Origin of the sequence: Mesorhizobium metallidurans STM 2683 (genome assembly GCF_000350085.1) — a bacterium.
GTDB lineage: Bacteria > Pseudomonadota > Alphaproteobacteria > Rhizobiales > Rhizobiaceae > Mesorhizobium > Mesorhizobium metallidurans.
Genome location: NZ_CAUM01000055.1, coordinates 12413 through 32052 on the forward strand (window position 1 = coordinate 12413; position 19640 = coordinate 32052).

A 19640-nucleotide genomic window follows, 5' to 3' on the forward strand; every position below is an offset into this window, starting at 1 on the left:
GCGCCCAGGTGTTGGATCAGTATTTTTTCGAGGCTCGAAAAAATAGAGCCTTTGTGCCGACCTTCGGGTTAGTCTAGTCACGCCATACGTGGCGCAGGGAGGATATTATGAAGAGATTCGCAGCCGCCATCCTGGCGGGTGTCGCCATGTCGCTGACGCTCGCGTCGGTCGCGCAGGCGAAGGACAAGGTCATCGGCGTTTCGTGGTCGAACTTCCAGGAAGAGCGCTGGAAGACCGACGAAGCCGCGATGAAGGCAGCCATCGAGGCCGCCGGCGACAGGTATATTTCCGCCGACGCGCAGTCCAACCCCGGCAAGCAGCTCACCGATGTCGAGAGCCTGATCTCACAGGGCGCCAATGCGCTGATCATCCTCGCGCAGGATGCCTCGGCCATTGGGCCGGCAGTGCAGAAGGCGCTGGACGAAGGCATTCCGGTCGTCGGCTACGACAGGCTGATCGAGAACAAGGACGTGTTCTACCTGACCTTCGACAACAAGGAAGTCGGCCGCATGCAGGCCCGCGACGTGTTCAAGGCGAAGCCGGAAGGCAATTACGTCTTCATCAAGGGCTCGGGCGCCGATCCGAATGCCGATTTCCTGTTCGCCGGTTCGATGGAAGTGCTGAAGGCGGCAATGGACAGCGGCAAGATCAAGAATGTCGGCGAGGCTTACACGGACGGCTGGCTCCCCGCCAACGCCCAGAAGAACATGGAACAGTTCCTGACCGCCAACGACAACAAGGTCGATGCGGTGGTCGCAGCCAATGACGGCACCGCCGGCGGCGTCGTCGCCGCGCTGACGGCGCAAGGCCTGGCCGGAACCGTCCCCGTGTCTGGTCAGGACGGCGACTATGCCGCGCTCAACCGCATCGCGCTCGGCACGCAGACCGTGTCGGTGTGGAAGGACGCGCGCGAGCTCGGCAAGAATGCCGCCGAGATCGCCTCGCAGCTCGCCGACGGCAAGAAGATGACCGACATTGCCGGCGTCAAGGATTTCACCACGCCTGGCGGCAACACCGTCACCTCGCTGTTCCTGACGCCGATTGCCATCACCAAGGACAATCTCAACGTCGTCATCGATGCCGGCTGGATCAAGAAGGAAGAGGTCTGCGCCGGCGTGGCGACAGGCAGCGTCGCGGCCTGCAACTGATCTGGTCCATTTTGCAAGGTACGAGGCGCCGCGGCGGTCACGCCGCGGCGTTTTTTCAAAAAGATTTGTGTTTCAGCCGCGGACGGATAGCTTCTAGGCTGCGTTCCGGCATCCGCGGCAGACGGCAAACCGGTGGGAGGACATCATGACCGACACGACCTCTGGCCAGCCGGCCGATACCGCGCGTGCCTCTGAACTCGGCGCCGTCGCACGTTTCCTGAAAGCGACGGAGCTCGACACGCGCATGCTCGGCATGGTCGGCGCGCTGCTGGTCATCTGGATTGGCATCCACATCCTGTCGGGCGGGCTTTTCCTGACGCCACGCAATCTCTGGAACCTGTCGGTGCAGACCTCTTCGGTCGCGATCATGGCAACCGGCATGGTGCTGGTCATCGTGATGCGCAACATCGATCTGTCGGTAGGCTCCGTCGAAGGCGTGATCGGCATGGTGATGGGCGTGGCGCAGGCCGAATTCCTCATCCGCGTCATCGGGTTCCAGGTCGGAAATCCCTGGCTCTGGATCATCGCGCTGGCCATCGGCGTGGTGCTCGGTCTTGCGATCGGCGCCTTCCAGGGCTTCATCATCGCTTATCTCGAAGTGCCGGCCTTCATCGTGACGCTGGGCGGCCTGCTGGTCTGGCGCGGCATGGCATGGCTGATCACGAGCGGGCGCACGGTTGCGCCGCTCGACACCACCTTCCAGCTCATGGGCGGTGGGCCACGCGGCTCGATCGGCGCCACCGCGAGCTGGATTGTCGGCGTTCTGGCATGTGCGGCCGTGGCCTTCATGCTGCTCAACGGCCGTTCGCAGCGCAAGCGGTTCAATTTTCCGCTGCGTCCGGTCTGGGCGGAGACCTTGCTTGGTGTTGTCGCCTGCGCCGCCATCCTTGGCGCTGTGTGGGTCGCCAATTCCTATCCCTGGCCGATCGGCATCGTGCGCCAGTACGCCCAGCAGAACGGCATCACCGTTCCCGAAGGCGGCCTGTTCATCGCCCATGGCATCGCCATACCGGTGCTGATGGCGGTCACCGTCGGTATCGTCATGACCTTCATCACCAGGCGGACCCGCTTCGGCCGCTATGTCTTTGCCATCGGCGGCAATCCGGAAGCGGCGGAACTGGCCGGCATCAACACGCGCTGGGTGACCATGAAGGTGTTCATGATCATGGGCGTGCTGGCGGCGATCAGCGCGGCGATTGCGTCGGCCCGTCTCAATGCGTCGACCAATGCGCTGGGTACGCTGGACGAATTGCTGGTCATAGCCGCAGCCGTTATCGGCGGCACCTCGCTTGCCGGCGGCTCCGGCACGGTGCTCGGCGCGATGCTCGGCGCGCTTTTGATGCAGTCGCTGCAGTCCGGCATGGTGCTGCTCGGCATCGATTCGCCGCTGCAGAGCATCGTCGTCGGCGCGGTGCTGGTCGTCGCCGTCTGGCTCGACACCGTCTATCGCAAGCGGGTCTGAGCATGATCCCGAAAAGTGGAAACCGGTTTTCGGACAAGATCATGCTCAAGCAAGATCTATAGGGAGAAGCTAGAATGGACAAAACCGCTCCCACAGGCACGCCGCTGATCGACATGCGCAACATCTCGATCGCCTTTGGCGGCATTCGCGCCGTCGACGATGCGTCGATCGATCTCTTCCCGGGCGAGGTCGTGGCGCTGCTTGGCCACAATGGCGCCGGCAAGTCGACGCTGATCAAGATCCTGTCCGGCGCCTACAAGCGCGATGCCGGCCAGATCTTCGTCAATGGCGAGGAGGCGTCGATCTCCAATCCGCGCGACGCCAAGAAATACGGTATCGAGACGATCTACCAGACGCTGGCTCTTGCCGACAATGTCGACGCCGCCGCCAACCTCTTCCTCGGCCGCGAGCTGATGACCGGCTGGGGCACGCTCGACGATGTCGCCATGGAGGCCGAGGCGCGCAAGGTGATGGGCCGGCTCAATCCACGCTTCCAGCGCTTCAAGGAGCCGGTGATCAAGCTCTCGGGCGGCCAGCGGCAATCGGTGGCGATCGCGCGCGCCATCCTGTTCAACGCCCGTATCCTGATCATGGACGAGCCGACAGCGGCGCTTGGACCACAGGAGACGGCGCAGGTCGGTGAGCTGGTCAGGCAGCTCAAGGCCGACGGCATCGGCATCTTCCTGATCAGCCACGACGTCCACGATGTGTTCGAGCTTGCCGACCGCGTCTGCGTGATGAAGAACGGCCAGGTGGTGGGCACGGCGCGCACCAGCGACGTTACTCAGGATGAGGTGCTCGGCATGATCATCCTGGGCAGGTGCCCGCCCGGCGCCATCCCGGGGCCAGGCGCGCTGAAGATCGCCGCCTGAGGCGCGGCGATACTCGTTGCCCGACGACGAGCAAGGCCGGCTCGGAGCTCCGACAAGCGAAACGAGTTCGAAGTTGAAAGGCCGCCGCATGTCGCGGCAGACGGCGGCCTTCGCGGGCCTACCCCCGTCCCCGTTGGCGCGCTTGCGCATTACATTAGCGGTATCGAAAACACCAAATCAATATCATTTGCCATGGCAAATGAGATCCGTATCCAACCGTGACAAAAATGCCGCGTGGGAACGAAGGCGCGGTCGAAAGAGCCTTACTCGGCGGTCAGGTTCCTGGTCGGGCAACATCTTAGTAAGCCGGCTAAATTACTTCTGTGTGATAGGCCAGCCGTCATGATGAATTGGCCTCGCCATTGTGTTGACGCGGGGAGTTGCCCATAAAGGTTGCGAACCGATCATGGGCCGCATCCGCAGTTGAAGAAGTTCTTCCCGATTGTCGCTTTCATTGCCGTCGCGCTGATCAGCCTAACGATGGCGGGATTTGCCTATTTCGCCACGCAGGAGGCGGCTCGCATCAAGTTCGAGGCGACGGCGGACGACGCGCTCAACCGGATCGAGGGCCGCATCGACCTGCATCTATCGCTGCTGCGATCGACCCAGGCGTTGTTCGACGCCCGCAATGGCGATATTTCGCGAGGCGAGTTCAAGGCGTTCTTCAGCGCGCTCGATATCGACAAGAATTTCGCCGGCCTGCGCGGCATCGGCTTCCTGCGGCTGGCGAAAACCGGCGACGAGGCAGCGATCGAGCGCGACGTTTTGCACGACCATGGCACGGCGCATGCGATCTATCCGGATACGACACTGCCATGGCGCACGCCCATTGTGCTTTTCGAGCCGCTCGACCCTTCCAATCAATCCAGCATCGGCTACGACATGTTCACCGACCCGGTGCGTCGCGAGGCGATCGAAAAGGCAATGGCCGATGACCAGCAGCATGCAAGCGGGCTCGTCAAGCTCGGCCAGGAGACGGGCGCCGCGCAGACCTTCACCGGCTTCCTGGTCTTCGCGCGGCTCAATGTCGAAACCGCGCCGGACGTCATCAATGCGTCCAGGTCTTCGACATCAGGCTTTCTCTACGCGGCCTTCCGCGCTCGGGATCTGTTCCAGACCGCGCTCAGCCGCACGCCACTGCTGCCGGTCAACACCGAAATCTATGACGGCAAGATGGACGCAGACAATCTGTTGTTCCAGTCGGAAACGCCGCCGGTCTCGACCTTCGGCGACAGGCTGCTGGTTTCCCGCAAGATAACCGTCGCCGGCCGCCAGTGGACCGTCCTGTTTCGGCCGACAAGCGCCTTCTCGCAACCCTCCTCGCGCGCCATCCCGGTGATGCTCGGCCTGTTCGGGCTGCTGCTGGCAGGCGCGATCGCGCTGGTGGCACGCTATCAGGAGCGGGCCTATGACGCGGTGTCGCTGCTGCACGAGACGACGGAAAAGAGCCTGCTGGAAAAGGATCTGATGCTGCAGGAGATGAAGCACCGCATCAAGAACTCGATCACGCGGGTGCTGGCGATCGCCCGCCAGACGGCATCGCACGCCACCGACGTGAAGGAATTCTCCTCCTCCTTCTCGGCCCGGCTGCAAGCGATGGCGGCGTCCCAGGACATGCTGACACGTTCACGCTGGCAGAAGGCCGATCTCGGCGATCTCCTGCGCATCGAGCTTGGCCAGGTGTTCGGCAAGGAACTTCCCGACGGCATTCTGTCCGGGCCGCAGGTTTTGCTCGACGAGACGACGACGCAGGCGCTCGGCCTGACTTTTCACGAACTGGCGACGAACGCGCTGAAATATGGCGAAGCCGGCTCAGCCAATACCCTCAAGGGCGACTCGGCGTTGAAGGTCGACTGGTCGCTTGAAGGCCGGGGGCGCGACAGGATGCTGGCCCTCAACTGGCGCGAAGCCGGCCAGAAGCAGCTCGAAGCGCCGGCAAAAACCGGGTTTGGTACCAAGCTGATCGATCTGAACGTCACGCGCGAATTGAGCGGTACGATCAATCGCCATTTTCGCGATGACGGGTTGAGTGTGGAGATCAGGATTCCACTGCCGGCCTGAAACGGCATTGCCGCAATGACGGCATAAGCCGGCGCGCAAATGCGGAGACCGGGGTCTCCGCATTTGACGTTTCAGCTATCGAGCAAGTTAATTGCAGCGAGCGGTGTAGATCCGGCCGCGACGGTCTCTGTACTGGCAGTAGCCATTCTGCAGACGGCGCACGAGCAGACCGCCAATCGCACCAGCGCCGGCGCCAATCAAAGCGCCCTTACCGCCACCAACGGCGCCACCGATGAGAGCGCCGCCCACGGTGCCGATACCCACGTTTTCCTCCGTGGTGGTACAGCCGCTGACCGCGACCACGGCAACCATGGCAATAATCATATTCCGCATAGAGTCACTCCTCGCTTTGTCCTCACTTTAACAAGCTCCAGCCGCCATTTAGCACGAATTTGCAGCCTTTGCCTGCCCGATTTCATTGTTGGCTAAGATAGTCTTTTTCGGGGCGCGCGCCGTTCGATGCAACCATCAGATTGGAAATCTCCACCGATGCATCGAGCGTGCCGTCGGGACGAACGTTCCAGACGATCTGATCGTAATCATCTTCCAGAGCGGGGTCGACGGGAAGGCATTTGGCAACTATGCGCGCCGCTTGATCCTGCACGTCGCCCAAGGCGAAGCGACGCTCGGCAGTGCATTCCGCGGCGGTTTCGAAAACACTCACCGGTACGTTGAGTTCGCGGCACTCGGTCATGGTGTTCGAACAACCGATGACCAGCAACACGGCGGTGATGTGTTCCATGGCAACTATCCTCCCGCAACAAGAACGGCCCACAACAGCCAAAGTTCCTGTGCGAGCGACATGGCCAGTGAAACAATTGGAGGCGCGACACAGCCAAGTAACTGACGACGAGCCTCATTTGGCGCGGCAGTCAGCCTGAAGAAGTCTCGATCCGAGGTCAGGTCAACTGCAATGCCGCTATCAGCACGATGGCCGCGATCAATACGACAATTGCGAAGCGAAGCGAAGGATGACGGGACGTATGGGGTGAGGCTGGTACGTCGAGATCCTGAAATCCTCCCATCGAGACACGGGCGGCCTGCTCCAGCCTGTTCATATCTGAAACCGTCAAGATCATTCCTACCATACTGCGCTGCGAACGGCTGCCAAAACGTCGGGTGGATCGGCAAGTTTCCAGCTGTATCTGGGACCAATAGCATCGGACTTCATGGTGAACAGCCGGTTAACTTTCGGCTGCCATCCTCCGCGACCTTTCCAAGACAGTCATCATCTATTTGATCAATCCGTCTCGAAATTGCCGTGGGGAACGACAAGGCGGTATTCGAGGCGGCCGTCCGCGATTTCAAGCGTCGCCGTGCCGTTCAGCGATGAAGGCACGACGCGTTCGAGCGCGACACTGCCGAACCGCTTCTTGCTGCGCCTGATTTCGCTGGCTCCGATGGCCTCGGCCCATGTCAGCGACAGGGCGGTCTCGTCGGCGTGGGAGGCTGTCATATCCGCGGTCACCTCGACGAAGCCGTCGGCTCGCGACAGAGCGCCATAGCTGACCGAATTGACGGCGAGTTCATGCATGGCCAAGCCGATATGCAGCGCCGCATTGGGGTTGAGGTATGGATTCGCGCCCCGAAAACGCAGGCTGCGCAGCGGATCGGCCCCGTAGCGGCTGACCTGGCCGGACACGAGTTCGCGCAGTGCGGCTCCGCGCCAGTTGGACGACGTCACCAGGTCCTGGGATGAGGCAAGCGACTGCAACCTGCCGCGAAAGCGTGTCAGGAAATCAGGGAGCGTGTCCGAGTAACGGCCGGTCTGGGTGGCGATGCTCTGGATGATGGCCAAAAGGTTCTTCGAGCGGTGGCTGACCTCGCGCAGCAGCGTCTTCAGGGTCTGCTCGCGGCGCTTCTGCTCGGTCGTTTCGACCATGGTGGTGACGACGCCGATCACGGCATTGCCGTCGCCGTGATCGGCGTCTACCCACACCTGGAACCAGCGGACGCCATCGTCGGCGGGGACGCTGAGCTCGAGATGTTCCGGATTGCCGGATGCGATAACGCCGCGTTTGGCCGCGCCTATGCGTTCCGCCTGTGCCGGTGGCAAGATGCCGTTGCTGTCGGCCGTATCGACGGCCCATGGCGCACGCATGTTGCGCGCCCATACGGTTTTCATCTCGCGATCCTGGTAGAGAACCGAAATGCCGGCGTTGTGAAGCGCATGAAGAAGGGCGCGGCCAAGCTGCATTCCGCTCTCAGCGGGATGCAAAGCGATGATCTCGTCACTTTGTCCGCTGACTTTCATGTCTCCGGCTTTGGAATGCATGGTTCACGTCGCCCACCCGGTTTGACGCTGAACGGCTCACCGACAAATGGGTTCCCTAAAACGGTCCGCCGGACGGCGCTCCGTTGGGAACTCCGTCCGGCGGTGGCTGGAAACCGTTTGAGGGGTGCGGTCTCCAGTGTTCGCCCAGGCGACCATTGCGCCTCACGCCCGTTTGAACAGACCGGCGACAAGCGAAATGATCAGGAAAGCGAGAAAGATGAAAAACAGTATCTGCGCTATACCGGCAGACGTGCCGGCGATGCCGCCGAAACCAAGCGCACCGGCGATAATCGCCACGACGAGAAATACGAGCGCCCAGTAAAGCATGGTTTATCTCCTTCGACTGATATGCGAAAAACGTGGTTCGCTGACGTTTGTTCCACCAATTCCCGAAAAAGACGATCCATTAAAGGGGCTTTGCGATCTGAATTTTCATCGCAAGGAGATAGCCTGCTCAGCCCAACCGAGCGTCCGGAAAATGACGAGATGCGGGGCCTGCCCAAATCCTAAAGCGCGTCGAACTGAAAGGTTCAGTCAACGCGCTTTGAGTCTTTTCAAGCGTTAGGCAGCGGCTTTTGCATGCCGGTCGAAGAACAGCGCCTGGCTGATCAAGGCTTTGACCATATCCGGATTGAACGGCTTGGTGACAAGGAAGGTCGGTTCCGGCCGCTCGCCCGTGAGGAGGCGCTCGGGGAAGGCGGTAATGAAGATCACCGGGACCGACGTGGACGACAGGATCTCGTTCACCGCCTCGATGCCCGAGCTGCCGTCGGCAAGCTGGATGTCGGCGAGCACCATCCTTGGCCGCGTCTTGCCGAACATCGTCACGGCCTCGGTATGGGTGCGCGCCGTTCCGACGACGCGATGGCCGAGGCTTTCGACCATTTCCTCGATGTCCATGGCGATCAGAGGCTCGTCCTCGATGATCAGAACGTCGGTCGCCACCTGGCGGGAAATCTCGTTGCTCGCCTGGGCGAGAAGCTCGGAGAATTCCTGCTCGTCGGCGTCGAGGATCTCCGCCGCCTCATCCTCGCTGAAGCCTTCAACGGCGACCAGCAGGAAGGCCTGGCGGGGACGGGGCGCGATCGCATTCAGATTGGCTGCGGCGCGCTGTTCCCACGCCGACTGCGCATGTTCCTGCGGAACGCGGATGGCGACCGAGGTGAACAGCCTGGCGAAGACCTTGTAGAGCGCGATGCGTTCGGTGGATGCCTTGGGAAAGACGTCGATGTCGGCGATGATGGCTTCAAGCATCGCGGCGACCAGCGCGTCGCCACTCTCCTGCGATCCGGAAACGGCCCGCGAGAAGCGGCGCAGGAACGGCAGGTGCGGAGCGATGGTTGCTGACAGGCTCATGGCGGACGTCTCCCTCTGACGCGATTGCTTAGATTGCAGGTCAAGCCGATTGCAAGCCCCGAAAACACAAACGCCGATTTTCCGAAAAAGTTCCGACGGTTGCGGAACTAATATAAGCGGAAGGCGTTTGAAGTCGGGATGGGCAACCAGACAAGGATGCCGCTTGTGTTGAATATTGTGCGGCTCGGATGCTGGGAATGAAGGGCGAACCAAGGACATGACGAAGAATATTACGGCTGGCGCCGACAGGCGCCGGGCTGCTTCCGGCGACCTGCTCGGGCCGAACTCGGAAATCGGCCGCAAACTCAAACAATATTATGACGAGCTGGTCTCCGACCATGTGCCGGATCGCTTTGCCCAATTGCTGAGCCAATTGGAACAGGCCGAACCCGCACAGAAGAAGGACTGAGGCATGGCGGCCGTCTCCCAAGGCTTCAAGACCGATCTGCTCGGCTCCATCCCGAGCCTGCGGGCCTTTGCCGTGTCGCTGACGCAAAATGCGGACAAGGCCGACGATCTGGTGCAGGAAACGCTGGTCAAGGCCTGGGACAAGCATGAGAGCTTCCAGCCCGGCACCAATCTCAAGGCATGGCTGTTCACCATCCTGCGCAATGAATTCTATTCGCAAATGCGCAAGCGCGGCCGCGAAGTGCAGGACAGCGACGGCATCATGACGGCCCGGCTTGCCGTTCATCCGGCCCAGCATGGCCAGCTCGACCTCAAGGATTTTCGCGGCGCGCTCGAGCAATTGCCGGAAGACCAGCGCGAGGCCATTATCCTGATCGGCGCGTCGGGCTTTTCCTACGAGGAAGCCGCCGAGATCTGCGGCTGCGCGGTCGGAACGATCAAGAGCCGCGTCAGCCGCGCCAGGGCGCGGCTGCAGGAGATACTTAAAATTTCCGGTGAAGACGAGTTCGGCCCGGACGCGATCTCGGCGCAGGTGACTGGCTCGAACGCCGCTTGAAACATGGCCCCGATAGCGGATCGGCGAGCGTTTCAAACAAGAGGTCCGCGGCCACATGCCGCCGCCACCGCGCTGATGAGATCGTCCCCCGAATAGGGCTTCGTGACCAATCTGACATCCGGGAAGGACGCCTTGATTTCGTCCGCGTCCGAATAGCCCGAGGCAAAGACGAAGGGCACACCCGATTTGCGCAATCCCGAGGCGAAATCGAGCGTCGAGGCGCCGCCCAGCAAGAGATCGACGATGGCCGCGTCGAACCGTGAGGCAACGTCCTTTCGATCGATCTCGGCCAGATCGCGGGCAATAACCACGTCGCCGGCGCCATAGTCGCGGCAAAGCTGCTCGACATCCATGGCGATCAGAAATTCATCTTCCAGGACGAGGATCCGCAATCCGTCTAGCAGTGGGGGCACGTAGCAATGTCTCCTTCAAAGCGGGAGGAGTCATGAGCGCTATTTGGCATCCTGTCATTTAAAAAAGACATGCTGATCGTCGGTGGAGGAACCTCGATCCCCGCAAGGCGTTTGCACTGCGCCCTTTCGAAGAGGGTTTTCGAAGAGGGGTCGAAATGCCTGGCCAGAACGGTCGTTCCTTTTCCAGTCGACAATATCCATGCGAGAAGTGCCCGCTTCGGCCATTGCCAGCCTTTCGCGAGTTCGAGAAGCAGGAACTCGTCTTCGTCAGCACGTTCAAGAAAGGCGAGCTCGCCGTCGACAAGGGCGCCACTGTCCTGGTCGAGGGCAGCCACAGCGCCCATCTCTACACGGTGCTTTCCGGCTGGGCTTTCCGCTACAAATTGCTGTCGGACGGCCGCCGCCAGATCCTGAACTATTCCATACCGGGCGATCTTATCGGCTTGCAAGGCAGCCTGATGGGCAAGATGCAGCATTCCGTCGAGGCACTGTCGCCGATGCTGCTCTGCGTCTTCGAGCGCGAACGTCTGCACGAGCTCTAACGCAACCATCCGGGGCTCGCCTACGACATCACCTGGATCGCGTCGCGGGAGGAGCGCATGCTGGACGAGAACCTGCTCAGCATCGGTCGCCGCACCGCGCTCGAACGCGCCGCCTATCTGATCGCCTTCATCTCCAGCCGCGCCAGAGCGGTCGGACTGAATGGCAAGACGCCACTGCAGATCCCGATCGCCCAGCAGCACATCGCCGACACACTCGGCCTGTCGCTGGTCCATACCAACAAGACGATCCGCAAGCTGATGGACCGCAAGCTGATCGTCTGGCGCGACGGCGGTTGCGAGGTGGTTGACGGTGAAAGACTGAAGGACTTCGCCCGTTGGGAAGCGTTGGGAGAGCATCGCCGGCCGCTAATCTGAACACCCAGGCCAGGATGTTCTTGCCGGGCTGGACTCGGGTGCGGAAACGCCCTTTCATAGGCCCTGTGCCGATTTCGGAACCTTGACGTGCATCAGGCGTTTGAAACCAAGCAAACGCAAGGAGTTAAGCAATGGCGACTGCCGCAGGAAAGACCGCGAACGAAAGCCGGGCGAATTCGGATCTCGAAGCCGACATCAGGCAATTGAAAGCCGATATCGAAAAACTCACCAAGCAATTGGCCAAGACCGGCGAACATGGCTACGGGACGGCCCGGCGGGCTGCGACCGAAGGAGTCGAGCAATTGCGCGCCCAAGGCGAAGCAGCCTTCAAGAGCCTCAGCAGCAATGCCAAGGACATCGAGGCGCAGATGGTGGCGAGCGTGCGCGAAAAGCCGGTGACGTCGCTGGCGATCGCGGCCGGCGTCGGCTTCCTCTTCGCGCTTCTTGCACGGCGCTAATTCGACCGTGGGAATGCTGGCAACCCTGATCTCGGGTTTGGCTTCAGGGGAAACCGCCGCCGCCGTGCGCCGCGCGCGCACGGCTGCCGTCGTTTACGCGTTGGCGGGACTTGCCGCCTTTTGCGGCCTCGGTTTCCTCGTCGGAGCAGCCTACATCTGGGCTGCGGGCCGCTTTGGGTCGATGGCGGCCGCTTTCGGATTCGGGATCGGCTTCCTGGTGATCGCGGGGTTCATCCTGCTTGTCTATAAAGTATCGGCCGGCTCACGCGCCCGGCGACGGACCGAGCGGCGCAAGGCCGACATGAGGGCGATCGGCATTGCGGCCGCGCTCGCCGTGTTGCCAACGCTGCTCAAGGGGAAATGCGGCCTGGGTACCGTTCTCGGCCCGGCGATTGCGCTCGCCGCCTACGCCATCTATCGCGAGAACGTGAAACCCGGTCCCGACGATCCGGATGCCGGTGACACGAAATAATTCACTTCGACAGATCCTCCAGCGGCATCGATATTTCAGCGAACACGCCTTCGGGCCGGTATTCGTGGATCACTTCGCTGGAGATGACCTTGGCCAGGCTGCGGCGGATCAGGATCGAGCCGAAGCCGTGGCGTTCAGGCGTGACGACCTCAGGGCCGCCGCTCTCGCGCCAGGTCAGCACAAGGCGCCGCGCCTCTCTCTTGCCCAGGGTCTTCCAATCGAGATCGACCTTGCCCGAAGGCGCCGACAGCGATCCATATTGCAACGCATTGCTGGCCAGTTCGTGCAGGATCAGGCCAAGCCCAACCGCCTGGTCAGGTGTAAGCAGGAGATCGGGGCCTGAGATCGTCATGCGCGGCTGCTGGATGCTGTCGAACGGCTTCACCTCGATCTGCACGAGTTCGCGAATGCCGATGCCACGCCATTCGCGGTCGGACAGGAGGTTATGGGCGGCGCCCAGCGCCTGCAGCCTGGCGCCGAAAGCCTGGAGGAATTCGCTCGGGTGGCGGGCGTGGCGAACGGTCTGCGTTGCCAGCGCCTGCACCGTCGCCAGCGTGTTCTTGACGCGATGGTTCAGCTCGCGCAGCAGGAGCCGTTGGCGCTCGTCGCCGAGCTTGCGTTCGGTGATGTCGTAGTTGACACCAAAGATCAGCGTCGGCTTGCCGTCGCCATCGCGCTCTATGACACGGCCGCGCGTGGCGATCCATCGCGGCGGATCGAAGCCCTTGACGCGGTATTCGCCAAAATAGTCGTCGCTGCCGGTCAGCGCGTCGCGAAAGCGCGTCTCCGTCTGGTAGACGTCGCGCGGGTCGATGGCGGTCAGGATGACGCGCGCCTTCAGCCGGTTCGAGCGCGGCAGATTGAACAGCTCGGACAGGAGGACATCGCATTCGATGATGTCGGTGCGGATATCCCAGGCCCAGCTGGCGAGCGAGGCAGCGTCAAGGGCAATGGCGCGGCGCTTTTCCTCACGCGCGAGCGCGGCCTCGGCGATGGCAGCGCTGCGGGTGGCGTCCTTCAGCGTGAACAGGCTGGCGGCAAGGCCGGCCAGCGCTTTCAGTTGCCCGAGCCTGGCAGGAGATGGAAATGCATGCGGCTTGCGATCGAGCACACAGAGCGTGCCGATCCGAGCGCCAGCCACCACCATCGGGGCGCCGGCATAGAAGCGGACATGGTGCGCGCCGGTGACCAGCGGATTGGTTGAGAAGCGGGGATCGACGGCTGCATCGGTCACCACCAATGGTTCGTCGCCCGCTGCGATGGCATGGGCGCTGAAGGAAATGTCGGTCCCTGTCTCCGTCTCATTCAGCCCAACACAGGACTTGAACCATTGCCGCTCGGCATCGAGCAGCGTGACCAGCGCGACAGGCGCTTGCATCATCGCGGCGGCAAGCTCGCTGATCCGGTCGAAGTCAGGGTCAGCGGCTGTGTCGAGCACGTCGAGGCCATGCAGCACGGCAAGCCGGTCAGCATCCTCGACGGCGCGGAGGACGCTGGCCGGCAGTGCCGGTATTTTCTGGACTTGCTTATCCACCAAGCCCCCAAATTCCCCGGCTCGCAGTCATTGCCGCCACGCCGCCATGCGCCGTGGTCTCAGGAACTTTCGTAGCAGGGAATCGTTACCCGACCATGCCTTGCCAGACGGCGGCGCCAACCCACCGGGAGGCCAAACATGGCCAAGATCATTCCTGAAGACAAAGCTCGTCAAGGGCGCTGGGGTCGTCATGGCTTGCGTATCTTGATCGCCGCGCTGCTTCTGGCGTTCATCGCTTGGGGTATCGCCGAAATCTATGGCGAGATGATCGACAAGACGCCTACAGCCGAACAGGGTGAGCTTCCCAAAGGCTGAATCCTGCCAATTGACCGTGCCGGGCCGCATCACGCCGCCTTCGCTTGGGCAGAGCGCGCCGGAATCAGAACGTTCAGGGCGCCGGGATGGATTTCGATCGTCGTTTCGCGATCAAGCCCGACCAATTCGCCATCCATGACGGCGCGGAATTTTCTGGCCGCAGAGTGGATTTTCAGAATGACCCTGTCGGCCTGGTGGATTTCGACATGCTGGCTGGCGCGCCATCTGCCGCGCGCGATGTCGAAGAGGAACCTGACCAGTTCGCCGCGCTGCTGCGCCACCGTGACGTAGATGCCGAGCACGCCGCCGGCGGGATTGTCGGCATAGGGCAGGTGGCCCTCACCAAACAGATTGTTGGTGACGCCGATGCCGGTGGTGCGCGTCACAATCTCGGCCTCGCCGATGGCCAGCGTCACTTTCATTGCCGACGGATTCTTGATCGTCGCCCAGGCGGCCCGTGCGGAGGCCTGCATCTTTCCCAACCGAGATCCGAATTCCATGTTCTGGCGCAGCTGCACCATTCTGGCGTGCAGGCCGATCGAGAACTGATGCACGAATGGCTTGCCGTTGGCGGTTGCCACATCGACCGCGATCACCTCGCCGTCGGCGAAGGATTTCACGGCTGCGTCAAGCGTCTGCGGGATCCCGAGTCCGCGCGCAAACAGGTTCATGGTGCCGGCGGGCAGTATGGCAAGTGCTTTCTTCCGGCCCATCAACCGCGCTGCCGCAGCCGAAATGGTGCCGTCGCCACCACCGGCCAGCACGATGTCGACGCCGCGTTTGGAAGCGACGCTATCCAGTGTCGCGACGATGTCCTTGCCGGCAACGATGTCGATACCGACGGAATGACCAGCGGCCTCCAGCGTCCGGCGCATCTGGTCCGAAAAGGCGGAAAGATCGGTCGTGCGCAACGTGCCGCCGTCCCGGTTCAGCACCGCTGCAAATCGCATGCCCTACTCCGTTCAGGTGGCTGTGCCGGGCAGCCCGCCAAACCAGCCAAAGGCTGCAACGGGGTGGATGAAAAAAGGTTCCGCAAGCCCTGACGAAAATCCAGGAACGAATTCTACCGGCCTGACGCGTGTCTAGGTCTGGTTCAACGCATTCTCCACGACGCCGTTTTTTCGGAACAACAGCGTGCTCACAACGTTGTGAACATGTAGAGATGCCGCGTCCCTCCCCGGCAGCGTTCCAAGTGGGCGCGGCGTGCACGAAATCACGCATGAGGAGAGATGGTCATGGTTCGCACTCTTTTTGCCACGACGGCACTCGCCACGCTGATTGCCACGGGCGCTTATGCCCAGTCGGCAACTACGCCTGCGCCGGCACAGGCGCCCACCACCACCCAGGAAGCCGCCCCGGTCGTGCAGCGCGCCGAGGGTAGCCTTGCCACCAACATCATTGGCGAATCGGTTTACAATGGCACGGGTGATGATGCCCAGAATATCGGCATGGTCAGTGATGTCGTATTTGACGAAACCGGCCAGGCGAAATCCGCTGTCATAGGGGTTGGCGGCTTCCTCGGTATCGGCGCCAAGAACATCGCTTTTGATTATGGCAAGCTGCAATGGGTCGAAAGGAATGGCGACCGCTGGCTGGTCGCCCAGACGACAAAGGAAGAGTTGACGGCTCAGCCGGAATTTGACCGCAAGCCTTACGATCCAACCCCCGCGGCCTCAACCGACGCCGCAGCGCCGGGGGCGCCATCGGCCTCCGATAACACCGCGCAAGGCGGACCGCAGGCACCCGTGGACATGAATGCAGCACCGGCTGAACCGCCGAAGCGCGCCGAGGGCAATCTCGCCACCAACATCATCGGCGAAAGCGTTTACAACGGGACTGGCGATGATGCTCAAAACATTGGCGACGTCAACGATATCGTGCTTACCAAGGAGGGCAAGGCCGAGTCGCTTGTCATCGGCGTCGGCGGGTTCCTTGGCATGGGCGAAAAGAGCGTCGCTTATCCTTTCGACAAGGCTGCATGGGCGGAGAAGAACGGCGACCGTTGGCTGGTGGCCCAAACCACCAAGGAAGAGTTGACGGCGCAGCCGGACTTCGACCGCAAGGCCTATGATCCGGCCCCGGCGACCACAGCATCGAACGACGCTATAGCGCCGGCCCCGACGGCCACCGCTCCGGCCGATACCGCTGCTCCAGCCCCTATGGACAAGACGGCCGAGGCTCCGGCTGCGGCAGCACCTGATGCGAAGGCGACCGATCCCACTGAAACCGCGGCGATCGACAAGTCGACGCTGACCGAGGTGCCGGTCGGCGAAATTCGCGGCGACGACCTCAAAGGCACCACCGTCTATGGCGCCAATGACGCCAGGGTTGGCGAGATCGGCGATGTCGTGCTGGCGCCCGACAGCAAGCCCGATGCGGTGATCGTCGATGTCGGCGGCTTCCTCGGCATCGGTGAGAAGCAGGTGGCGGTCGGCATGGACAACCTCAAATTCATGACCGACAAGGACGGCAAGAAATACCTCTACACGACCTTCACCAAGGAACAGCTTCAGGCTCAAACTGCCTTTGACAAGAGCAGCTATGCCGAAAAGCGCGATCAGCAGCGGATGATCGTCCGGTAGGGCAGTAAGGGAGTATGGCAGTAGGGCAGTAGGCGAATAACGGGTGCCGCGGTGGTGCGGCCCGTAACATACTGCCCTACTGCCCTATTGCAATACTCCCCTACTTACATAGCCGGCAACGCCATCCTCCGTCAGCTCCGCCAGCGCAAGCGACTGGTCGAGATGCTCGGCCCGCCAGGCGAGGAGCTTTTCGGCTAATTCCAGCCGAATGGACAGGTAAGCAGGATTGGCGGCAAGGTTGTTCAACTCGCCCGCGTCGCTCTCCAGGTCGAACAAAAGCGGCGGCAGGCCGCCGCCGAAATGCACATACTTGAATCTTTCGGTGCGGATGACGGCGAGGTTGCACTGGCGTGATGCGATGCCGAAATGGCGTTCGGCCTCGCCTTCGGCAATCGAGCGGAAATCAAACTCCCAATGCGCGCCATCGCGCCAGTCTCGAGGCGCCTCATTGTCGAGGAATGGTTTTAGCGAGCGTCCGTCGAGATGCGGCGGCGGGTCTTGATCGAGCAGGTCGAGCAGCGTCGGCAGTATGTCCACAGCCTCGGTGAAGCGATCGACGCTGGTGCCGGCGGCCTTGCCACGACGCGGGTCGCGGACGATCAGCGGAATGTTGTAACTGCCGTCGAAGAAGCCGCCCTTACCCAACATGAAGTGGTCGCCCATCATCTCGGCATGGTCTGAGGTCAGCACGATGATGGTGTCGTTCCATGCATCCGCCGCCTTGACCGCTCGCCAGATGCGGCCAAGCTGCGCGTCGACTTCCGAGATCATGCCGTAATAGAGCGCGCGGATCCGACGAAAATTGTCGTCGCCCCAGTCGCACACCTTGCCCTTGGCGCCGGGGCGGAAATTGATGCGCTGCTGTCGGCCCATATCGTAAGCGAGATAGGGGTGGCTTTCTGCCTCGACCTGCCAACTCCCAGCACGGCGGAAAGCAGGACCGTCGGCGGGATCGTACATCGTGTTGTAGGGCTCCGGCACGATGAAGGGCGGGTGCGGGCTGATGAAGGAGAGATGCGCGAACCACGGCGCATCGCCCCCCTGCTCGCCGAGCCAGCGGAGGAATTCACCGGTCAGGAAGGCCGTTGGCGTCTCGTCCTTCGAATAGACTGGCGGCGCGCTGGTGACGACCCTGCTGGTGCTGTCCGCTTCACCCGCCGGTCGATGGATGTCGGGAGAGCCGGCGCTGGCATCGACGCCGCGTAATTTGAGCCAGGACAGCCATGGCTTCTGGTGCTCAGGCAAAAACTGGCGCACGGTGAAGCCGGGCAGCACGCCTTCATAGCTCCTCAGCGCTGGGTCGCCCGGCGCCAGGGTGCGCGGATCGAGCGCCACGTCGGTGTAGCCGAACAGGGTCGGATCATAGCCGAGGCCGCGCGAGGACAGCGCGATGTTGCCGTGACGGGCGTCGAGCGGCGTGCCGTTGCGGCAAACTCGGTTGTTCATCTGATAGAGGCCAGTGTAGAGGCAAGCACGGGCTGGCGAACAGGGTGCGGCCCCGCCATAGTGCCGGCGAAACAGCACGCCCTCGGCGGCCAGCGCGTCGGCATTCGGCGTCCTCACCACCTTGTGGCCCGCAGCCGACAGGCAGTCGCCGCGCCACTGGTCGCAACTGATCAGGAGAATGTTCGGGCGTGTGCCTTTTTTGGTCAATCCTGTATCCTCCTCACACGGTCCACGTTGCCGCTCATGGAGCCGAATTTCGATGGGGATGCAATCCTCGCCCTTTTGCAAAATGGTGAACAAAAATCTTTGTAATGTTCATTTTAAATGCACAGTCCATTCTGTGTTTACCGCCTTTGCCACTGATGAGCGGATCCTCATATTGGCGAGGAACAGCGGCATGGGCCGCACAGGAACAAGGGAAGGAGCAAGAAATGCTCGACCAGATCAAGGGACTGCATCACGTCACTTCAATGGCCAGGGATGCGCGCCAGAACAACGAATTCTTCACGAAAAAGCTCGGCCTGCGCCGGGTCAAGAAGACCGTCAATTTCGATGCGCCCGACGTCTATCACCTCTATTATGCCGATGAGGTCGGCACGCCCGGTTCGGTGATGACCTATTTCCCGTTTCCCAACATCGGCAGAGGTCGCCACGGTGTCGGCGAGGTCGGCACCACGGTCTATTCGGTGCCCGAGGGCACACTCGGCTATTGGGAAAAGCGTCTTGCCGACGAGGGCGTCACCGACCTGTCGCGCGACGAGATTTTTGGCGAGAAGCGTCTTGCCTTCGCCGGTCCCGACGGCGACGGTTTCGGGCTGGTCGAGGACAAGGCCGATAAGCGCGCGCCATGGGCGAAGGGCGGTGTACCCTCTGATGAGGCGATCCGCGGTTTTCATTCGGTGTCGCTCAGGCTGAGAGATGGCGGTGCCACCGAAGAGCTCCTGAAATTCATGGGCTTTGAGGAGGTCGACAAGGCAGGCAATGTCAGGCGGCTGGCGGTGAAGAAAGGCAATGGCGCCGACATCGTCGACATCGAAACGCTGCCGGGTGCGGGCTTTGCCAGTCTCGGCGCCGGCTCGGTCCACCATGTCGCTTTCGCCGTCGAGAACCGCGCCAAGCAGCTCGATGTGCGCAAGGCGCTGATGGACACTGGCTACCAGGTGACGCCGGTGATCGATCGCGACTATTTCTGGGCGATCTATTTCCGCACGCCGGGTGGGGTGCTGTTCGAAGTCGCCACCAACGAACCGGGCTTCGACCGCGATGAAGACACCGCCCATCTCGGCGAGGCGCTGAAGCTGCCGTCGCAGCACCAGCATCTCAGGCCCTATCTCGAACAGCACCTGCAGAAACTGGAAGACTGAG

Annotated in this window: 21 protein-coding genes and 1 pseudogene; 12 read left to right on the plus strand and 10 right to left on the minus strand. The window is 61.9% G+C overall.

The genetic code is table 11. The features are described 5' to 3' along the window. Positions 1-107: 107 nt before the first annotated feature. The 4 genes from xylF (at position 108) to MESS2_RS09255 (ending at position 5543) form a co-directional block, all read left to right on the plus strand. A complete protein-coding gene (gene xylF, locus MESS2_RS09240) occupies positions 108-1148 on the plus strand; it encodes a D-xylose ABC transporter substrate-binding protein (protein ID WP_008873927.1) in 1041 nt (346 codons plus the stop codon). A gap of 145 nt (positions 1149-1293) precedes the next feature. Beyond that, on the plus strand, positions 1294-2610 hold the full coding sequence (locus MESS2_RS09245; RefSeq protein ID WP_008873928.1) for a sugar ABC transporter permease: 1317 nt from the start codon (positions 1294-1296) through the stop codon (positions 2608-2610). Positions 2611-2684: 74 nt separating this feature from the next. Continuing rightward, positions 2685-3482: an ATP-binding cassette domain-containing protein gene (locus MESS2_RS09250; RefSeq protein WP_008873929.1), complete on the plus strand. Its 798-nt coding sequence runs from the start codon at positions 2685-2687 to the stop codon at positions 3480-3482. A gap of 423 nt (positions 3483-3905) precedes the next feature. Then, on the plus strand, positions 3906-5543 hold the full coding sequence (locus MESS2_RS09255; RefSeq protein WP_008873930.1) for a CHASE domain-containing protein: 1638 nt from the start codon (positions 3906-3908) through the stop codon (positions 5541-5543). Between the two features lie 87 nt (positions 5544-5630). Here the strand turns inward: MESS2_RS09255 and MESS2_RS09260 are convergent, their stop codons facing one another. From MESS2_RS09260 to MESS2_RS09285, 6 genes are all read right to left on the minus strand, one after another. Continuing rightward, complete coding sequence (locus MESS2_RS09260; RefSeq protein ID WP_008873931.1) at positions 5631-5876, minus strand: YMGG-like glycine zipper-containing protein; 246 nt, start codon at positions 5874-5876, stop codon at positions 5631-5633. Between the two features lie 82 nt (positions 5877-5958). Continuing rightward, the gene (locus tag MESS2_RS09265) at positions 5959-6285 is read right to left on the minus strand and encodes a hypothetical protein (RefSeq protein ID WP_008873932.1); all 327 of its coding nucleotides are present in this window, start codon (positions 6283-6285) and stop codon (positions 5959-5961) included. Positions 6286-6442: 157 nt separating this feature from the next. Continuing rightward, positions 6443-6622, minus strand: coding sequence for a hypothetical protein (locus MESS2_RS32685; RefSeq protein ID WP_008873934.1), 180 nt, complete (start codon positions 6620-6622; stop codon positions 6443-6445). A 161-nt stretch (positions 6623-6783) separates the two neighbouring features. Further along, positions 6784-7818, minus strand: a complete 1035-nt coding sequence (locus tag MESS2_RS09275) for a sensor histidine kinase (RefSeq protein WP_008873935.1) — start codon at positions 7816-7818, stop codon at positions 6784-6786. Positions 7819-7980: 162 nt separating this feature from the next. Next, on the minus strand, positions 7981-8145 hold the full coding sequence (locus MESS2_RS30840) for a DUF1328 domain-containing protein (RefSeq protein ID WP_040592574.1): 165 nt from the start codon (positions 8143-8145) through the stop codon (positions 7981-7983). 234 nt (positions 8146-8379) lie between these two features. Continuing rightward, positions 8380-9174: a response regulator gene (locus tag MESS2_RS09285; RefSeq protein ID WP_008873936.1), complete on the minus strand. Its 795-nt coding sequence runs from the start codon at positions 9172-9174 to the stop codon at positions 8380-8382. Positions 9175-9391: 217 nt separating this feature from the next. Here MESS2_RS09285 and MESS2_RS09290 point away from each other — a divergent pair, with 217 nt between their 5' ends. Together MESS2_RS09290 and MESS2_RS09295 are read left to right on the plus strand one after the other, a co-directional pair. Then, on the plus strand, positions 9392-9583 hold the full coding sequence (locus tag MESS2_RS09290; RefSeq protein ID WP_008873938.1) for a NepR family anti-sigma factor: 192 nt from the start codon (positions 9392-9394) through the stop codon (positions 9581-9583). A 3-nt stretch (positions 9584-9586) separates the two neighbouring features. Beyond that, complete coding sequence (locus tag MESS2_RS09295; protein WP_008873939.1) at positions 9587-10138, plus strand: sigma-70 family RNA polymerase sigma factor; 552 nt, start codon at positions 9587-9589, stop codon at positions 10136-10138. Between the two features lie 32 nt (positions 10139-10170). Here the strand turns inward: MESS2_RS09295 and MESS2_RS09300 are convergent, their stop codons facing one another. Beyond that, a complete protein-coding gene (locus MESS2_RS09300; RefSeq protein WP_051069072.1) occupies positions 10171-10491 on the minus strand; it encodes a response regulator in 321 nt (106 codons plus the stop codon). Between the two features lie 215 nt (positions 10492-10706). Between MESS2_RS09300 and MESS2_RS09305 the strand changes: the two are divergent. The 3 genes and pseudogenes from MESS2_RS09305 to MESS2_RS09315 all read left to right on the plus strand — a co-directional run bounded on the left by MESS2_RS09305 (position 10707) and on the right by MESS2_RS09315 (position 12398). Then, positions 10707-11468: pseudogene (locus MESS2_RS09305) on the plus strand (Crp/Fnr family transcriptional regulator). Positions 11469-11599: 131 nt separating this feature from the next. Then, on the plus strand, positions 11600-11926 hold the full coding sequence (locus MESS2_RS09310) for an ElaB/YgaM/YqjD family protein (protein WP_008873942.1): 327 nt from the start codon (positions 11600-11602) through the stop codon (positions 11924-11926). Between the two features lie 7 nt (positions 11927-11933). After that, on the plus strand, positions 11934-12398 hold the full coding sequence (locus MESS2_RS09315; protein WP_040592578.1) for a hypothetical protein: 465 nt from the start codon (positions 11934-11936) through the stop codon (positions 12396-12398). Position 12399: 1 nt separating this feature from the next. Here the strand turns inward: MESS2_RS09315 and MESS2_RS09320 are convergent, their stop codons facing one another. Then, a complete protein-coding gene (locus MESS2_RS09320; RefSeq protein ID WP_008873944.1) occupies positions 12400-13932 on the minus strand; it encodes a sensor histidine kinase in 1533 nt (510 codons plus the stop codon). Positions 13933-14070: 138 nt separating this feature from the next. Here MESS2_RS09320 and MESS2_RS32690 point away from each other — a divergent pair, with 138 nt between their 5' ends. Then, entirely contained in the window at positions 14071-14247 is a 177-nt protein-coding gene (locus MESS2_RS32690; RefSeq protein WP_008873945.1) for a hypothetical protein, read from the plus strand. A 29-nt stretch (positions 14248-14276) separates the two neighbouring features. Here MESS2_RS32690 and MESS2_RS09325 read toward each other — a convergent pair whose 3' ends face one another. Further along, positions 14277-15197, minus strand: coding sequence for a diacylglycerol/lipid kinase family protein (locus MESS2_RS09325; protein WP_008873946.1), 921 nt, complete (start codon positions 15195-15197; stop codon positions 14277-14279). Positions 15198-15482: 285 nt separating this feature from the next. On the opposite strand from MESS2_RS09325, the gene MESS2_RS09330 reads away from it, so the two are divergent. Then, on the plus strand, positions 15483-16829 hold the full coding sequence (locus tag MESS2_RS09330; RefSeq protein WP_008873947.1) for a PRC-barrel domain-containing protein: 1347 nt from the start codon (positions 15483-15485) through the stop codon (positions 16827-16829). A gap of 84 nt (positions 16830-16913) precedes the next feature. On the opposite strand, the gene MESS2_RS09335 is transcribed toward MESS2_RS09330, so the two are convergent. After that, positions 16914-18482 carry an alkaline phosphatase family protein gene (locus MESS2_RS09335; RefSeq protein ID WP_008873948.1) on the minus strand — a complete coding sequence of 523 codons (1569 nt, stop codon included), beginning with the start codon at positions 18480-18482 and terminating at the stop codon, positions 16914-16916. Positions 18483-18706: 224 nt separating this feature from the next. Here MESS2_RS09335 and MESS2_RS09340 point away from each other — a divergent pair, with 224 nt between their 5' ends. Beyond that, a complete protein-coding gene (locus MESS2_RS09340) occupies positions 18707-19639 on the plus strand; it encodes a VOC family protein (protein ID WP_008873950.1) in 933 nt (310 codons plus the stop codon). The last annotated feature ends 1 nt before the right edge of the window (position 19640 follow it).